We start from the raw sequence: 17,103 nt of genomic DNA on the forward strand, positions 1-17,103 counted from the left end.
ACCTGCCGCTGGCGGCCGCCCCCGCGCCGCCTGCCCCGCCGCCACCGGTGCTCGCCAGCCCGCGCCGCACCACCGAGCTCGAAGCCCAGTTGCTGGTGCTCGAAGTACGGCTGGACGGCCAGGTGCTCTCCGACAGCCTCGGGGCCTACCAGGACGGCGCCCAGGTGCTGCTGCCGCTGGGCGAGCTGGCGCGGCTGCTGACCCTGCCGATCCAGGTGCAGCCACAGGAGGGCGGCGCCAGCGGCCTGCTGCTGAAGCCGGATCGCCCTTTCGCGCTGAACCTGCGCGAGTCGGTCGCCACCGTCAACGGCCGCGAGCTGGGCTTCGAGCCGCGCATGGCCGCGGTGGTGGGCGACGAGGTCTATGTCTCCGCCCAGCTGCTGCAGCGCTGGCTACCCGTGGACCTGAAGGTGGACATGGCCACGCTGCAGCTCAAGGTGGCGCCGCGCGAGAAGCTGCCGCTGCAGGAGCGGCTGGAGCGCGAGCGCCTGGCCGCCGGCCTGGCCGGCAATGCCCAGCCGGCGCGCACGCCCTACCCGTACACCGAGTCCACGCCGGGCCTGGCCAGCGTGCCCTTCATCGACCAGTCCTACGGCGGCGATGCCCGCTTCGGCCGCGACTCGCGCCAGTACAAGAGCGCCTACACCGCCTATGTCACCGGCGACCTGCTGGGCATGGAAGGCTCGGCCTATGTGCTGAAGACCAGCGACAAGTCCTCGCCCGACCTGCGCCTGAGCCTCTCCCGCAACGACCCCGACGCCGGCCTGCTGGGCCCGCTGCAGGCGCGTACGGTGACGCTGGGCAACGTCGTGCTGCCCAGCGTGCGCGACATCATGACCGGCAGCCCCAAGGGCAACGGCCTGCTGGTCAGCAACCGGCCGCTGGACGCGCCCAACGGCTTCGACCGCCACAGCCTGCGCGGCGACCTGCCGCCCGGCTGGGACGTGACGCTCTACTACAACGAGGCGCTGATCGCCTACCAGAACTCCCGCGCCGACGGCCAGTACGCCTTCGACGACCTGCCGCTCTCGGTCGGCCGCAACGAGTTCCGCCTGGTCTTCCACGGGCCGCTGGGCCAACTGCGGGTGGAGCGGCAGGACTTCCTGCTCGACCAGTCCCAGCTCAAGCCCGGCCAGCTCTACTACTCGATGGCCCAGCAGTTCGCCGACGACGGCAGCTCGCGCAGCGTGATGCAGGCGGACCTGGGCCTCAGCAAGCAGCTGAGCGCACGCCTGGGCCTGATCCGCCGCCCGCGCCTGGGCAGCGGCGAGCCGCTGTCCTTCGGGCAGCTGGGCCTGATGGCCTATCTGGACACGATGATCCTCAGCTCGCAGTTCACCGGCCTGCAGGGCGGCGGCTCGCTGGGCGCCTTCAGCCTGAAGACGCGCCTGGGCCGCTTCAGCCTGGACCTGTTCCACACCCAGCGCCTGGCCAGCAGCGACTCGATGGGCGACGTGGCCGACGGCGTGCTGCGCCGCGACGAGCTGCATCTCAACGGCTCGCTGCGCCCGAGCGGCCTGCCGGTGCTGCAGCTGGATTTCGACCTCCAGCGCAGCCGCTTCCCCGGCGATGCCGACACCAAGCTGGCCGCGCTGCGCGGCTCGACGATGTGGCGCGGCACCGCCCTCTCCAACAGCCTGCGCTGGCAGCGCAGCAGCGACTTCGGCAACACCATCGACGGCGTGCTGCAGCTGAGCCGCCGCGTGGCCGGCGTCGGGCTCAACGGCCAGCTGCTGTACCGGCTGCGGCCGGACGCCTCGGTGCAGGGCATGGCCCTCAGCGCCGACCGGAGCCTCGGCGACGGCTACCAGCTCAGCGCCGGCCTGCTGCGCAGCCTGGACAGCCACCAGACCCTGGCCTCGGCCGGCTTCAGCCGCAACTTCGGCAGCTTCGGCCTGGCGGTGACGGCCAGCTACTCGAGCACCCGCGAGGCCGCGCTGGCGGCCCAGCTCTTCGTCGCGCTGGAGCGCGATCCACGCAGCGGCCGCTGGGCCTTCGACGGCATGCCGCTGGCGGGCATGGGCGCGGTGTCGGCGCGGGCCTTCGTCGACCGCAACATGAACGGCATCCGCGACCCGGGCGAGGAGTCCGTGCCCAACGCCGGCTTCCTGATCAACCGCGGCGGCCGTCATCCGGTGCTGACCAACGACGAGGGCATCGCGCTGCTGAGCCGGCTCGGCCCTGGCCGCTATGCCGAGGTGGAGCTGGACACGACCACGCTGGAAGACCCGCAATGGAAGCCGGCCACGGCGGGCGTGCGCGTGCTGCCGCGGCCGGGCCGCGTCGAGCTGCTGGAGTTCCCGGTCGTGCCCACCTCGGAGCTGGAAGGCACGGTCTGGCTGGTCGAGGCCGGCGGCCGCCGCCGCGGCATCGGCGATGCGCAGCTCGAACTGGTGGACGAACAGGACCGCGTCGTCGCCACCACCACCAGCTCCGCCGACGGCTACTACCTGATGCACCAGGTCACGCCGGGCCGGCTGCGCATCCGCATCGCGCCGGAGCAGGCCGCCAAGCTGAAGCTCGACGGACAGCTGGAACTGGCCATCGAGGTGCCGGCGGACAGCAACTTCATCGCGGGCCAGGACCTGCTGGTCAAACTCGCTCCATAGAATGCGCTGCTCGATGACGAGCAGCCCCACCACCCCCACCTCGCTCCTGCGCCTGCTGGCCACCTTCCTGCGCCAGCACTGGCGGGCCTACATCGCCTCGGCCGCGATGCTGGCCGGCATCGCGCTGCTGATCGTCTGGATCCCCCGCCAGGTGGGCCATGTGGTGGACGGCCTGGTGGCCGGCAGCCTGCGCGGCCCTGCGCTGCTGCTGCCGCTGGCCCAGCTGGCGGCCGCGGGCCTGGCGATCTACCTGCTGCGCGTGGGCTGGCGCATGGCGCTGTTCCGCGCGGCCTACGGCCTGGGCCGGCAGCTGCGCACCCGGCTCTACGAGCGGCTGACGCTGCAGGGCCCGGCCTTCTTCCAGGCCAGCCGCACCGGCGATCTGATGGCCCTGGCCACCAACGACATCGACGCGATCGAGATGGCCGCGGGCGATGCGCTGCTGGCCGCCTTCGACGGTTCGCTGACGCTGGTGCTCGTGCTCGCGATGATGACGCTGGGCGTGGACTGGCGCCTGGGCCTGGCCGCGCTGGTGCCCTTCCCGCTGATGGCCTTCGCCTTCTGGAAGGTGTCCAACCAGGTCCACCTGGCCTGGCAGGGTTCGCTGGCCCGCTTCTCGGCGCTGAACCAGCATGTGCAGGAGGGCCTGGCCGGGGTCCGCACGATTCGCGCGTTAGGACTGGTGGCGCGCAACACCGGCCAGTTCGGCGAGCTGGCCGAGGCCGCCGGCGAGGCCAGCTACCGCGCCCAGCGCTGGGAGGCCGCCTACGAGCCGGCCGTGGGCATGACGCTGGGCCTGGGCCTGGCGATCGCGCTGGGCGCCGGCGGCTGGCTGGTGGCGCGCGGCGAGCTGAGCATCGGCCAGCTGACCTCGTTCACGATGTACCTGAGCCAGCTGATCTGGCCGATGTTCGCCGCCGGCTGGGTGCTCTCGCTGCTGGAACGGGGCCGGGCCGCCTGGGCGCGGCTGGGGCCGCTGCTGGATGCGCCGCTGACGCTGGCCGACACCGGCAGCGCCGAGGTGCCGCCCGGCGCCGCGCTGCAGTTCGAGCAGCTGCGCTTCGCCTATCCCGAGGCCGGGCGGCCCGCGCTGGACGGTCTCACGCTGGCGCTGCCGCCGGGCGGCACGCTGGGCCTGGTGGGCCCGACCGGCGCCGGCAAGTCCACCGTGCTGCGGCTGCTGCTGCGGCAGTTCGAGCCGGAGGCGGGGCGCATCCTGCTCGATGGTCGCCCGCTGCCCGAGTACCGGCTGGAGTCGCTGCGCCATGCGATCGCCTGGGTGCCGCAGGAGCCCTTCCTGTTCTCCGCCTCGGTGGCCGAGAACATCGCACTGGCCGCGCCCGGCGCCACCCGCGCGCAGGTCGAGCAGGCCGCCCGCCTGGCCGCCGTGGACGAGGACATCCGCCGCCTGCCGCAGGGCTACGAGACCGAGGTCGGCGAGCGCGGCGTGACGCTGTCCGGCGGCCAGCGCCAGCGCGTCGCCATCGCCCGCGCGCTGCTGGCCGGCTCCCCGATCCTGCTGCTGGACGACGCGCTCTCCGCCGTGGACACCGGCACCGAGACGCAGATCCTCGCCCATCTGCGCGAGCTGCGCGCGGCCCATCCCGGCCGCAGCGAGATCATCGTCAGCCACCGGCTGAGCGCGGTGATGGACGCCGACCATATCGCCGTGCTGCGCGGCGGCCGCATCACCGAGCAGGGCAGCCATGCCGAACTGCTCGAAGCGAACGGCTGGTACGCCCAGCAATGGCGCTACCAGCAACTGGAGGCCTCCATTGAAGCCGCCTGACAGGAACGACGGTAAGACCGAACGCCCCTGGGACAGCGTGGGCCTGCTGCTGGAAGCGGCCGCGCCGGAACGCCCGCGCCTGGTCCGTGGATTCCTGTGGTTATGCACCGCCGCGGCACTTGAGGCCCTCGGCCCGATCCTCGGCAAGCGCTACATCGACGCCTACCTCGCTCCCGGCCGCTTCGAGCCCGCCGCGATGGCCCTGCTGCTGGGCACGCTGCTGCTGTGCAACTGGTCGGCCGGCTGGATCCGCTACGCCCAGCTGGTGCGCATGGCCGGCATCGCGCGGCGCTCGGTGCTGCGCCTGCGCGAGCGGGTCTACGCCCACGTGCTGGCGCTGCCGATGGCCTTCTTCGACAAGGCGATCACCGGCCAGCTGGTCAGCCGCGTGACCAACGACAGCGAGGCGGTCAACATGCTCTACCGCCAGGCGCTGTACGTGATGCTGGACTCCGGCATCGTCGTGCTCGGCTCGATGACGGCGATGGCCTGGCTGGACTGGCGGCTGATGCTGATCGTCGCGATGCTGGTGCCGGCGATGGTGACCATCATCTGGTTCTACCAGCGCTGGAGCGCGCCGGCCGTGGCCCGCCAGCGCCAGCTGCGCAGCGAGATCAACGCCCAGATGGCCGAGAGCATCGCCGGCATGGCGGTACTCCAGGCGGCCGGCGCGGCGCCGCGCTTCGCCGGGCGCTTCGGCGCCACCAACGGCGCGCACTTCCACGCCCGGCTGGCCGAGCTGCGCGCCAACGCCTGGCTGCTGCGGCCGGCGCTGGACCTGCTCAACGTGCTGCTGCTGGTGACCGTCATCTACGGCTTCGGCCTGCGCGAGCTGTCCGGGCTGGAGGTGGGCCTGCTCTATGCCTTCCTCGGCTACATCGCCCGCGTCGTCGAGCCGCTGACGCAGATCACGCTGCAGTTCGGCCAGCTGCAGCAGTCGATGGTAGCGGCTTCGCGGGTGCGCACGCTGCTGCAGGAAACGGCGCCGGTGGCGAGCGACGGCGGCGCGGGCCTGGGCGCCGGCGGCATCGCGATCGATTCGCTGAGCTTCGGCTATGCGCCCCAGCATCCGGTGCTGCACGACCTGAGCCTCACGATCGCGCCGGGCAGCTTCGTCGGCATCGTCGGCCACACCGGCAGCGGCAAGTCCACGCTGCTGTCCCTGCTGCTGCGCTTCTACGCCCCGCAGTGCGGCCGCATCGAGATCGACGGCCGGCCGCTCGATGCGATCGCCGACGAGGCCTTCCGCGCCGGCGTGGGCCTGGTGCCGCAGGAGCCCTATCTGCTGGCTGCGTCCGCGCGGGAGAACATCGCGATGGGCCGCGGCATCCCCGAGGCCCGCATCCGCGCCGCCGCCCGCGCCGCCCGCATCGACGAGTTCCTGGCCGCCCTGCCCCAGGGCTACGAGACGCCGCTGGGCGAAGGCGGCGCCCGCGTCTCCACCGGCCAGAAACAGCTGATCGCGCTGGCCCGGGCGCTGGCCGGCGAGCCGCGCATCCTGTTCCTGGACGAGGCCACCTCCAACATCGACAGCGCCACCGAGCAGGTGGTCAGCGAGGCGCTGGCCGCGCTGCGCGGGCAGGTCACCGTGGTGGCCATCGCGCACCGCCTCTCGACCATCCGCGCAGCCGACCAGATCGTCGTGCTGAACCACGGCCGGCTGGTCGAGCGGGGCAGCCATGAGCAGCTGATGGCCGTCGAAGGCGGGCTCTACGCGCGGCTGGTGCAGCTCCAGGCGCTGGAAGATTGAGCGACTAAGTCACCAGGGTGACACTCCGGGTTAGCACCTAACGCCCGTCTTCCACTGACCACAAGACACCGCCAGGCGGTGAAGCATTTCACGCTTGAACTGGGCGTCGGGTGCCAGGTCTTGTCCAGTTCTGGATCCATCCCCTATAACGCTGGGATAAGCGAGCCGCAGCCCCGTGCGCAGACTTGCAGGAGCCCAGCCAGAGTGCGTCACGTCGTTGCCAACATCATCAATCACACCGCCGCCCGGATCCTGCCGGCGGTGGTGCTGGCCGTCGCCGCCATGGCCGGCATCTGGCAGCTCAGCCGGGCCGCGCCGGTCAGCGGCGCACCGCTGCCGCTCAATGTCTGGATGGCCCCGGCGGATGCCGCCGTCGAGCCCGCCCAGGCGCAGGCGCGGCTGCGCGACAGCGCCGAGCGCAGCTCGGTCGAGACGCAGCGGGCCACCCAGCCCTTCTGGTTCGCGGTGCACGCGCTGGCCCCGGCCGGCTCGGTGCCGGGCAACTGGTTCGTCGAATTTCCGTCCCGCCACGCGGCCGAGCTGCGCTGCTGGGATGCCGATGCCGGCCTGCAACAGCTCGGCGCCGTCGATCGCGACCATCCGAACGACGGCCTGATCCAGGCCTCGCGCGGCGGCTTCGCGCTGGCCTTCGCGGCCGATCGCGCAGAGGCGAACCTGGTCTGCCGCTCCAGCTTCGAGGGCCCGGCCAAGATTTCGGCCCTGGTCTGGAGCGCGCCCAGCTGGGCGCAGGCGCAGGACGGCTTCCGCCGCGTGGGCCTGATGCTGGAGGTGGGCCTGGGCGTGCTGGCCCTGTCCATCGCGCTGACCGCCACGATCAACGGCAGCCCGCTGTACTGGGCCTTCGTCGGCTGGCTGCTGATCAGCCTGCGCATGGCCCTGCTGTCCGAAGGGCTGGACGGCAGCGTCTTCGGCATCGGGCTGCCGGCCGCGGTGCTGACGCCGATGCGCCAGTGGACCCTGTGCCTGTACTTCATCAGCACGGTGGCGGTGTTCAGCATGCTGTTCCGCAAGGAGCTGCTGGCCGTGCGCGGCCAATGGCTGCTGCAGCTGCACAAGCTGGCCTCCGTGGCGATGCTGGCGCTGTGCTGCGTGCTGGACTATGCCCACATGCTGCCGGTGCTGTGGGTGGCCTCGGCGGTGTTCATGGCCACCTGGGTGCCCTACCTCTATATCTTCCTGAGCCGGCTGCGCTCGCGCCACGGGCTCTGGTACGCCTTCTCGATCATCGTCACGCTGGCCGGCTCGGCCAACGAGGTGATCGCCGCGGCGCTGGGGCAGCGCTCGCTGATGGGCGGGCTCAACAGCGTGACCGCCGCGCTGGCCTCGGCCCTGCTGGCCACCGCCGCGGTGGCCGAGCACATGCGTGCCGACCGGCTACAGCGCGAGCAGGCGCAGCGCACGCTGAAGGCCGCCTACGACGACTCGCCGATCGGCCTGTTCACCGTGCGCGACGGCGAGTTCATCGCCCACGCCAACCCGGCCTTCAAGGCGATGCTGGAGCTGCCGGACCACATCGAGGGCCTGGCCCTGTCCGAGATCTTCGCGGACGACGTCGTCGGCGAATTCCTGATGCTGCACGCGCTGGGCGCGCCGGCCTCGCTGGACCTGCAGGCGCAGCCGCTGCGCCTGCGCACGCTGCGCCCGCAGCGGCCGGCCGAAGAGGTCGAGTGCTGGTACGCCATCAAGGCCTCGACGGTGGACGGCCGGGTCTTCGAAGGCTCGCTGCAGGACATCAGCGAGCGGGTGCGCGCCACCTCGCGGCTGGAGTTCCTGGTCAACCACGATCCGCTGACCGACTGCCTGAACCTGCGCGGCCTGGCGCGCAAGTTCGAGCGCCAGCAGCAGCCGCCGCGCACGCTGGCCTATTTCGACCTGGACCGCTTCAAGCTGATCAACGACCTCTACGGCCACGCCGCCGGCGACGCGGTCCTCAAGCAGGCCTGCGACCGCATCCGCAGCCAGCTGGGCCCGCGCGACCTGCTGGCCCGGGTGGGCGGGGACGAGTTCGTCGTGGCCTTCCCGCACGCCTCGATGGCCGAGGCCACCCAGCGCTGCAACAACATCTGCGCGCTGGTGGCCGCGGCGCCCTTCCAGATCGACCTGCAACGCTTCACGCTGAGCATCTCGGGCGGGCTGGTGGCGGCCGAGAGCTTCGGCGGCGCGGCGCTGAAGGAAATCGTCTCCGCCGCCGACACGCTGTGCCGCATGGCCAAGAAGCGGCCCAACCAGCGCATGGTGGTGATGGACGGCAGCGATGCCTTCTTCAAGCACCACAAGGAGGAGCTGGAGCTGATCGGCTGCCTGGAGCGCGGGGAGACGCCCAAGGGCCTGTTCCTGATGATGCAGCCGGAGCTGTCGATCGCCGCGCCCTTCGAGTCGCTGAACTTCGAGGTGCTGCTGCGCATGAGGAAGCCCAACGGCGATATCGTGCCGGCGCAGATCATCATCGAGGCGGCCGAGGCCCACGGCAAGACCGCCATCATCGACCGCTGGGTGGTGGCCACCACCATCGCCTGGCTGGAGGCACACACCGAACGGCTGACGAAGACGCAGTTCGTCGGCGTCAACCTGTCGGGCAGCTCGCTGAACGACGAGAGCTTCGTCGAGGAGCTGTTCAAGCTCTTCGAGACGCACAAGCGCGCCGTCGCACGCATCTGCATCGAGATCACCGAGACGGTGGCGCTGACCGACATGGTCCACATGCAGCGCTTCATCGACCGGGCGCGGGACCTGGGCGTGAAGGTGGCGCTGGACGACTTCGGCGCCGGCTATTCCTCGTTCGGTTACTTGAAGGGCCTCAGCGTGGACGCGCTGAAGCTGGACGGCTCGCTGGTGCGCGACGCCGCGACCAACCCGGCCAGCATGGCCATCCTGGCGGCCCTGGGCGGCCTGGTGCGCAGCCTGGGCATGAAGTCGATCGGCGAGTACGCGGAGAACCTGCCGGTGCTGCAGGCCCTCGTGGCCGCGGGCGTGGACTACGCCCAGGGCTACGCGATCAGCCGCCCGGTGATGCCGGAGGACATCCTGCGCGCCTCCTCGGCGGTGGACTTCATCGACAACCCGGCCGTGCTGGCCTATGTGCGCCAGCTGCAGGCCGGCGACCAGGGCAGCCTGCCGCTGCACGGCGAGCGGCCGCTGCTGTCAGTCGCGGGACTGCTGCACTGAAGGAGGCTCAGGCCGCTGCGGTGCGCACCACTGCCGGCAGCGGCAGGTAGCTCTGGCCGTTGCTGGCCGCCAGGCTCAGGTGCGGAGCCGGCTGCAGGATCGGCTGAACCGCGCGACGGGCCGTCGAATCCGCCAGCGCCTGCAGCGAGCGGGCGCCGGACAGGTCGATGTCCGGGTGGTCGGTCAGGAACACGAAGCCGTAGAGCGGATGGTTGTTGCGCATCCACAGCGGCTCGGCGCCTTCGGTCAGGAAGCTCATCACCCGGTGCGCCACGTTGCCGACGTGCGCCATCGGGTAGTAGCGGCCGGCCTCGCCGACGTCGCTGAACAGCAGTGCGTCATAGAGCCGGTCCACCGGGCGGCGACCGACCGCCAGCAGCCAATCGACCTGCTGCTGCTGGCAGTAGTTGAAGAAGGCCTTGAACAGCGCGTTGCGCACCAGCGAGGAACCGGCCGCGCCCTTGACGCACAGCCGCGTGGCCTCGGCCAGGCGCTGGCCCTCGTACTGCGGCGGCAAGGGGTAGGACGCCTCCAGCGGCAGCGGCTTCAGCACGTTCGAGTGGATGCGCAGCGTGCCGAGCACGCTGTCGTCCAGCTTCGAGCGCGCGACCAGCACCTCGCAGCCGGGCTCGAAGTCCGCCGCCTCGGCCTGGGCCAGGCGCTCGCCCAGCTCGGGCAGGTGCCGGCCATAGGTGGTGGCACGCAGGTCCGCCACCTGCTCGATGTCTGCGCGTGTCGCCACGCTGATCCGGAAGGGCAGGCGGTTCTGCACTCCGATGTCATCCTCTGCCATGGCGGCTACGCCGCTCTTCTGGTCGAATTGCGATCCCAACGAATCCATCTAGGTCCCTCTCGCTCAGTTGTCAGAATCTGTAACGAGGGGCCAGTCTATGGATCCAGACCGCGGACTAATTCACGAATTGAAGGGGAGATAGGGGACAGATCTTGCCCATGCGGGCAAGCCCCTAGGGGTTGGTGCCAGGGTTTGCCCGGAACGTGACCTGCCGATGACAAACAGCCTAGGGCAAGCCCTGACCCCGAGGTGCCGGTTCAGAGAATTAGCAGCACGCGTTCGACGATCAGCAGCGCGAAGAAGGCCAGGCCGGCCATCACCGTCCAGCGCAGAAGCAGCACGCCGCGGCGCTTCCAGACCGGCTGCTTCGTGCCCACGTAGACCGCGAAGCACAGCAGCGCCGCCGCCACCAGCAGGGCCAGGACGAGGCGGAAGATCATCCGGCGCCAGTCCCGTTCACCAGGCCGGCGCGAGCTCGGCGAAGCCGGCCGGCGCGGCGCGCTCGTCGTCGAAGCTGACGAACTCGTAGGCCTCGGGGTCGGCCAGCAGCGCGCGCAGCAGCTTGTTGTTCAGCGCGTGGCCGCCCTTGAAGGAGGTGTAGGCCGCCAGCAGAGGGTGGCCAACGACCTGCATGTCGCCGATCGCGTCGAGGATCTTGTGCTTGACGAACTCGTCGTCGTAGCGGAGACCGTCGGCATTCAGCACCTTGTAGTCGTCCACGACGATGGCGTTGTCCATTGAGCCGCCCAGCGTGAGGCCGCGCGAGCGCATCAGGTCGATGTCGCTGGCCATGCCGAAGGTGCGGGCGCGGGCGATCTCGCGCTTGTACTGGCCCGAGCCCATGTCGAACACGTACTGCTGGCCGGTGGCCGCCACGGCGGCGTTGTCGAACTCGATCTGGAAGGACAGCGTGTAGCCGTGGTGCGGCTCCAGCTTCGCCCACATCAGCCGCTTGCCCTCGCCCTGGCGCACCTCGACCGGCTTCTTCACCCGCAGGAACTTCTTCGGCGCATCCTGCAGCTCGATGCCGGCGCTCTGCAGCAGGTAGACGAAGCTGGCGGCCGAACCGTCGAGGATGGGCACCTCGTCGGCGCTGATGTCCACGTAGAGGTTGTCCAGGCCCAGGCCGGCGCAGGCCGACAGCAGGTGCTCGATCGTCTGCACCTTGGGGCCGCTGGGATCGCCCTTGGGGCTGATCGTGGTGGCCATGCGGGTGTCGCACACGGTGTCGGTGCGCACCGGGATGTCCACCGGCTGGGCCAGGTCGACGCGGCGGAAGACCAGGCCGGTATCGGGCGGCGCCGGGCGCAGCGTCAGTTCGACCTTCTGGCCGCTGTGGATGCCGACGCCGACGGCGCGCGTGATCGACTTGAGGGTGCGCTGCTTGACCATGGGAGGAATTCTCCCAGATCAACGATGCCCTTGTGCCTTGGCCGGGCTCGCCGCGCGGGTCACCGGCAGTCGCAGGCTGGTGCGGGTGCCGTGGCCCGGGCTGCTGTCCACCTTCAGATGGCCGCCGAGCCGGTTGGCGCGCTTCTGCTGGCTCTTCAGGCCGCGGCCGCGCTGGGCGCTCTCCATGTCGAAGCCATCGCCGTCGTCCTCCACGCGGATTTCCACATAGCTGCCGTAGTGGCGGGTGACGATGCGGGCGCGCTGGGCGTTGGCGTGCTTGAGCACATTGGTCAGCGCCTCCTGCATCAGGCGCAGCACATGCAGCGCATCGGGCGGCTCCAGCCAGGCCAGCGGGGGCAGGTCTTGCACATCCCAGTCCAGCACCAGGCCGCCGGCCTGCAGCCGCTTGCCCAGCCGGTAGCGCATCGTGGCCAGCAGCGCCACCAGGTCATGGCCCACCGGCTCCAGCGAATCGATCACCAGCCGCAGGTCGTCCACGCATTCGCGCAGCACCTCGACCACCTTGTGCTGGTCCATGCTGCCCTGCTCCACCGCCACCATCGCCGACAGCAGCGCCGAGCCCAGGCCATCGTGCATGTCCTGCATCAGGCGCTGGCGCTCCTGCTGCGCCAGGCGCTCGGCCATCTCCTCGTTGAGGCGCTGCACCTCGCCGAAGGCGCCCACGTAGCGGCGCTGCAGCGCATAGAGAAAGCTGCCGACGACGACCAGCGTCGCGAAAGGCATCAGGTAGATGTGCTCGGCGCCGACCCAGCCGGCCAGCATCAGCAGGTCGTGCAGGCCGAGCGCGAGGCCGACGGCCAGCGCCACCGCGGTGATGCTTAGCTCGCGCCGGCCCTCGCGCAGCGCCACGCAGCCGACATAGGCCACGCCCAGCAGCGCCACGACCGCGTTCATGCCCTGCTGCAGCAGCAGCACGTCGACCCAGCGCAGCCACAGCGGCATCGTCATCACGCTGCTGACGGCGACGAAGAGCGCCAGCGCCCGCTCGAATCGCGCATGGGCCGTCGCGGCGAAGCGCAGCGCGAACATGAAGCACAGCAGCATCACCCAGGACATCGAGGCCTGCGTCGCCCACCAGAACCATTCCAGGCCCAGCCGGGTCTGCGGCAGGTCCAGGTGGTAGTGCAGGTTGCGCACGAGCCAGCCGGCGGCCACCAGCGAGAACAGCAGCCAGGGCGTGTCCTTGCGCCGGCGCAGCCACAGCGCGAAGGCGAACAGGCCCAGCACGGCCAGCGTCATGCCGGTGGCCTGGGCCACGCCCACCTGCAGCCACCAGCGCTGCCGGTAGCGCGGCTCCAGGTCCTCACGCGCGCCGAGCCAGGCGGTGGACACGGCATGGAAGCCGTGGTCCAGCACCGGCGCGGCGACGATGATCTCCAGCGCCTGCTGATCCTGCGCGCCCGTCAGCGCCGCCGGAATCGCGACCCACAGCGGCCGCACCCACTGCTCGCGGGCGCCGGCCTGGTTGTCGAACACCGGCTGCCAGCCGGCCGGCGTCTTCACCAGCACCGCCGCCGCCATCGTCACCAGCCGCGGCATGTACAGCGCCACGCTGGTGGGCCAGCGGCCGCCCGGCGGGGCATAGCGCAGGCGGTACCAGCGCATCTGCAGATGCGGCGTCTCCAGCGGACCGGCGGCGGGCTCGCGAGGCTTGACGTCGGGCAGGCGCACCGACTGCCAGGCGGCGGGGTCGGCGGGCGGCAGCAGGTGCGCGGGCAGTTGCTGAAGCGCGGGCGCCGGGCCGGCGCCATCGGCCGAGCGCAGGGCGGCCCACCATTGCTGCAGGTCCTCGGGCGTCCAGTCGCGGGTGGCGAGCTGGGCCACGCTGAGCTGTTCGCTGGCCTGCGGCCTGGTCACGGCTTCGGGCATCGGCAGCCATTGCGCGACGCTCGGGCCGGACAGGAGGAAGAGAAGGAATGAGGCCAGGAGCCACGCCAGCCGGCTCGGCGGGCGACGACACGGGCGGTGCGTGGCTGGCGGCATGCGGTTGATCGTTGTCGTTCTCGCGGCGGGCGGATATACCCGGTTCCACCAATGCGCCAGCACTGTGCCGCATCGGAGCGGGACAAGGATGCCATAGCAAGAAGCGACAAAGCCCGGGCGGACCGCCCGGGCTTTAGGGGTTGAACAGCCTCATTCGTGAGGCAGTGCTCAGCTCGACGATCAGTCGGCCTGCTTGCGCAGGAAGGCCGGGATCTCGATTTCGTCCATGCCATTCGAGGACAGGGCCTCGACCTTGGCTGCGGCCGTGCGGCCATGGCGCCAGACGCTGGGCACGCTCATGCCGGCGAAGTCACTGCTGGCGTGGCCCACGGCCGGTGCCGCGGCTGCACCGCCACCTGCCGACATCGCGACCGACTGCGTCAGCACCGGCATGTTGTCGGTGCCGGTGCGCAGCGGCTGCTGCACCACCGACAGCGGCGCCTGCGCGCGGGCGCGCTGCGAGGACAGGCCGGTGGCGATCACGGTGACGCGCAGCGTGTCGCCCAGGCTCTCGTCATAGGCGGTGCCGTAGATCACGTGCGCATCCTCGGCCGCGTAGCGCTTGATCGCGTTCATCGCGTTGCGGCTCTCGGACAGCTTGAAGGTGTTGCGATTGGCCGCGATCAACACCAGCACGCCGCGCGCGCCGGACAGGTCGATGCCTTCCAGCAGCGGGCAGGCGACGGCCGCCTCGGCCGCCTTGCTGGCGCGGTCCGGGCCGCTGGCCACGGCCGTGCCCATCATCGCCTTGCCGGGCTCGCTCATCACGGTCTTGACGTCCTCGAAGTCGACGTTGACCAGGCCGGGCATGTGGATGATGTCCGAAATGCCGCCAACGGCGTTCTTCAGCACGTCATTCGCATGGCCGAAGGCCTGATCCTGCGTGACGTCGTCGCCCAGCACGTCGAGCAGCTTGTCGTTCAGGATCACGATCAGCGAGTCGACATTGGCTTCCAGCTCGGTCAGGCCGGCGTCGGCCGCCTTGGAGCGGCGGTTGCCTTCGAACTCGAAGGGCTTGGTCACCACGCCGACGGTCAGGATGCCCATGTCCTTGGCGATGCGCGCGATCACCGGCGCCGCGCCGGTGCCGGTGCCACCGCCCATGCCGGCGGTGATGAACAGCATGTGCGCGCCCTGGATGGATTCGCGGATGCGGTTCTCGGCTTCCTCGGCGGCGGCCTTGCCCATTTCGGGTTTGGCGCCGGCGCCCAGGCCGGAGGTTCCCAGTTGCAGCAGCTGGTCCGCTTTCGAGCGGTTGAGTGCCTGGGCGTCAGTATTGGCGTTGATGAATTCAACGCCCTGGACGCCCTGAGCAATCATGTGCTCGACCGCGTTGCCGCCGCCGCCGCCGACACCGATCACCTTGATCTGGGTGCCCTGGTCGAATTCCTCGATCATCTCGATCGCCATATTGAACCTCCTACTTGCAATTTTGCAGTTGCCATGCGTTAAAAACTACAGGGATCACCCTTTATTTACCGTCTCCGCCGCCTTTTGCAGACAGTTTCGACAGGTGATTCCCCGACTCGATACCAAACTCTTAAAAATTACCCAGGAACCAGTCCCTGGCCCGCCCGAACATTGTTTTCATCGACCCCGCCTGCTGCGCCGCCTTCAAACCCCGTGTGCGTGAAAGCCGCGCCTCCTCCAGCAAACCCATCACCGTCGCCGAGCGCGGGTTCGAAACCATGTCGAACAGCGCTCCCGAATAGGTCGGCACGCCACGGCGGACCGGCTTCAGGAAAATATCCTCGGCCAGTTCCACCATGCCCGGCATCACCGCCGAGCCGCCGGTCAGCACAATCCCCGAGGACAGCAGTTCCTCATACCCGCTCTCGCGGATCACCTGCTGCACCAGGGAAAATATCTCCTCGACCCGCGGCTCGATCACGCCGGCCAGCGCCTGCTTGGACAGCATGCGCGGCGCGCGGTCGCCCAGGCCGGGCACCTCGACCTGGTCGGATGGGTCGGCCAGCAGTTGCTTGGCCACGCCGTGCTCGACCTTGATCTCCTCGGCGTCCTTGGTCGGGGTGCGCAGCGCCATCGCGATATCGCTGGTGATCAGGTCGCCGGCGATCGGGATGACGGCGGTATGCCGGATCGAGCCGCCGGTGAAGATCGCCACGTCGGTCGTGCCGGCCCCGACGTCGACCAGGGCCACGCCCAGGTCGCGCTCGTCCGAAGTGAGCGCCGCCTGACTTGAGGCGCTAGGATTCAAAACCAGCTGGTCCACTTCCAGCCCGCAGCGGCGCACGCACTTGACGATATTCTCGGCCGCGCTCTGTGCGCCGGTCACGATATGGACCTTCACCTCCAGCCGGCCGCCGCTCATGCCGATCGGTTCCTTCACCTCATGGCCGTCGATGACGAATTCCTGGGGTTCCACCAGCAGCAGGCGCTGGTCGTTCGGGATATTGATCGCCTTGGCGGTTTCCACCACCCGCGCCACGTCCACCGGCGTCACTTCCTTGTCGCGCACGATGACCATGCCGGTGGAGTTCTGGCCGCGAATATGGCTGCCGGTGATCCCGGTATAGACCCGGGATATCTTGCAGTCGGCCATCATCTCGGCTTCCTTCAGCGCCTGCTGGATGGACTGCACGGTGGCGTCGATATTGACCACCACGCCGCGCTTGAGCCCGTGCGAAGGCGCCACGCCCAGGCCGGCGATGCGCAATTCGCCATTGCCCAGCACCTCGGCCACCACCGCCATGATCTTGGCGGTGCCGATATCCAAACCAACGACCAGATCCTTGTATTCCTTGGCCATGCCTGATTCCTCAGTTTTTCTTCGATCCCGGCTTGCCGCCCGGACCTGATGATGTCGATACGCCGGCCAGCTTCACGGCATAACCGTCGGTATGGCGCAGGTCGGCGGAAACCAGCGGCGCCTGGTAGCGGGCCGTGACCTGGGTGATCGTGCGCACGAACTGCTCGACCCTCGCCAGCACCTCGGCCTCGCTGCCCCGGCCCAGTTCCACCTCGGCCCCCTTGTCCAGCGTCATGCGCCAGGAGCCGCGGCCGGACAGGTCCAGCCGCTCGATGCCCTGGTCCAGCGGCTTGACCCGCTGCGCCAGCAACTGCCACATGCGCAGCATCTCGGCGGAGCGGCCTTCCGGGCCGGCCAGCGTGGGCAGGTCCTCGTCCTCGACGTCGCCCAGGTTGGCCTGGAAGACCTCGCCGAAGCTGTTGACCAGTTGCCGGTCGACGCTCGCCTCGCTGTCCGCCGCCGCGCCGTCGACCTTGGTTTCCCAGTAGGCCGCCGGCTGGTGTTCTTCCAGCTTCACCTTCAGCCGGCTCGGCCAGACCCGTTGCACCATCGCATGCCGCACCCACGGCACGGCCTCGAAGGCCTGGCGCCCGGCCTGCAGGTTCATGCTGATGAAGGTGCCGGCCAGGTGGGGCAGCGCGTTGGCGCGCAGCGTCGCCACGTTGTTGCGGGTGACGTCGCCCTCGATCTCGATCTGCCGGATCGAGAACACCGGCAGCGCCGCCACCCAGCGCAGCCCGAAGCTCACCGCCAGCAGCACCAGCGCGAGCACGAGCAGCGCCGACACCGCATTCATCAGGCGGATGTCGG

At 70.0% G+C, this 17,103-nt stretch carries 11 protein-coding genes; 4 read left to right on the top strand and 7 right to left on the bottom strand.

Annotation, left to right across the window (positions count from 1 at the left end):
• The 4 genes from B0W88_RS33745 to B0W88_RS20745 all read left to right on the top strand — a co-directional run.
• On the top strand, nucleotides 1-2,609 hold a 2,609-nt coding region (locus tag B0W88_RS33745; RefSeq protein ID WP_077036534.1), incomplete at its 5' end, for a hypothetical protein.
• Nucleotides 2,610-2,622: 13 nt separating this feature from the next.
• Entirely contained in the window at nucleotides 2,623-4,398 is a 1,776-nt protein-coding gene (locus B0W88_RS20735; RefSeq protein WP_077036542.1) for an ABC transporter ATP-binding protein, read from the top strand.
• Nucleotides 4,316-6,148: an ATP-binding cassette domain-containing protein gene (locus B0W88_RS20740; RefSeq protein WP_083748941.1), complete on the top strand. Its 1,833-nt coding sequence runs from the start codon at nucleotides 4,316-4,318 to the stop codon at nucleotides 6,146-6,148. The genes B0W88_RS20735 and B0W88_RS20740 overlap by 83 nt, the downstream gene beginning before the upstream one ends.
• A gap of 204 nt (nucleotides 6,149-6,352) precedes the next feature.
• Nucleotides 6,353-9,334 carry a bifunctional diguanylate cyclase/phosphodiesterase gene (locus B0W88_RS20745; RefSeq protein ID WP_077036535.1) on the top strand — a complete coding sequence of 994 codons (2,982 nt, stop codon included), beginning with the start codon at nucleotides 6,353-6,355 and terminating at the stop codon, nucleotides 9,332-9,334.
• A 7-nt stretch (nucleotides 9,335-9,341) separates the two neighbouring features.
• Here the strand turns inward: B0W88_RS20745 and B0W88_RS20750 are convergent, their stop codons facing one another.
• The 7 genes from B0W88_RS20750 to B0W88_RS20780 form a co-directional block, all read right to left on the bottom strand.
• Nucleotides 9,342-10,127, bottom strand: a complete 786-nt coding sequence (locus B0W88_RS20750) for a hypothetical protein (RefSeq protein ID WP_158080900.1) — start codon at nucleotides 10,125-10,127, stop codon at nucleotides 9,342-9,344.
• 257 nt (nucleotides 10,128-10,384) lie between these two features.
• Entirely contained in the window at nucleotides 10,385-10,567 is a 183-nt protein-coding gene (locus B0W88_RS20755; protein ID WP_077036537.1) for a hypothetical protein, read from the bottom strand.
• 16 nt (nucleotides 10,568-10,583) lie between these two features.
• Nucleotides 10,584-11,519, bottom strand: a complete 936-nt coding sequence (gene lpxC / locus B0W88_RS20760) for a UDP-3-O-acyl-N-acetylglucosamine deacetylase (protein WP_077036538.1) — start codon at nucleotides 11,517-11,519, stop codon at nucleotides 10,584-10,586.
• Nucleotides 11,520-11,537: 18 nt separating this feature from the next.
• Nucleotides 11,538-13,397, bottom strand: a complete 1,860-nt coding sequence (locus B0W88_RS20765) for a sensor histidine kinase (RefSeq protein ID WP_158080901.1) — start codon at nucleotides 13,395-13,397, stop codon at nucleotides 11,538-11,540.
• Between the two features lie 306 nt (nucleotides 13,398-13,703).
• Nucleotides 13,704-14,933: a cell division protein FtsZ gene (gene ftsZ / locus B0W88_RS20770; protein WP_077036540.1), complete on the bottom strand. Its 1,230-nt coding sequence runs from the start codon at nucleotides 14,931-14,933 to the stop codon at nucleotides 13,704-13,706.
• A gap of 130 nt (nucleotides 14,934-15,063) precedes the next feature.
• On the bottom strand, nucleotides 15,064-16,293 hold the full coding sequence (gene ftsA, locus B0W88_RS20775) for a cell division protein FtsA (RefSeq protein WP_077036541.1): 1,230 nt from the start codon (nucleotides 16,291-16,293) through the stop codon (nucleotides 15,064-15,066).
• 10 nt (nucleotides 16,294-16,303) lie between these two features.
• A partial coding sequence (locus B0W88_RS20780; RefSeq protein ID WP_077036544.1) for a cell division protein FtsQ/DivIB occupies nucleotides 16,304-17,103 on the bottom strand: 800 nt, incomplete at its 5' end.

It is taken from the genome of Pelomonas sp. KK5 (genome assembly GCF_001984095.1).
In the GTDB taxonomy this organism is placed as follows: Bacteria; Pseudomonadota; Gammaproteobacteria; order Burkholderiales; family Burkholderiaceae_C; genus KK5.

Bases quoted from the DNA above. Each gene is read 5' to 3' on its own strand.
- B0W88_RS20735 (WP_077036542.1), top strand. From the start codon at position 2,623: ATGACGAGCAGCCCCACCACCCCCACCTCGCTCCTGCGCCTGCTGGCC.
- B0W88_RS20740 (WP_083748941.1), top strand. From the start codon at position 4,316: ATGCCGAACTGCTCGAAGCGAACGGCTGGTACGCCCAGCAATGGCGCT.
- B0W88_RS20750 (WP_158080900.1), bottom strand. From the start codon at position 10,127: ATGGCAGAGGATGACATCGGAGTGCAGAACCGCCTGCCCTTCCGGATC.
- B0W88_RS20755 (WP_077036537.1), bottom strand. From the start codon at position 10,567: ATGATCTTCCGCCTCGTCCTGGCCCTGCTGGTGGCGGCGGCGCTGCTG.
- lpxC (WP_077036538.1), bottom strand. From the start codon at position 11,519: ATGGTCAAGCAGCGCACCCTCAAGTCGATCACGCGCGCCGTCGGCGTC.
- ftsZ (WP_077036540.1), bottom strand. From the start codon at position 14,933: ATGGCGATCGAGATGATCGAGGAATTCGACCAGGGCACCCAGATCAAG.
- ftsA (WP_077036541.1), bottom strand. From the start codon at position 16,293: ATGGCCAAGGAATACAAGGATCTGGTCGTTGGTTTGGATATCGGCACC.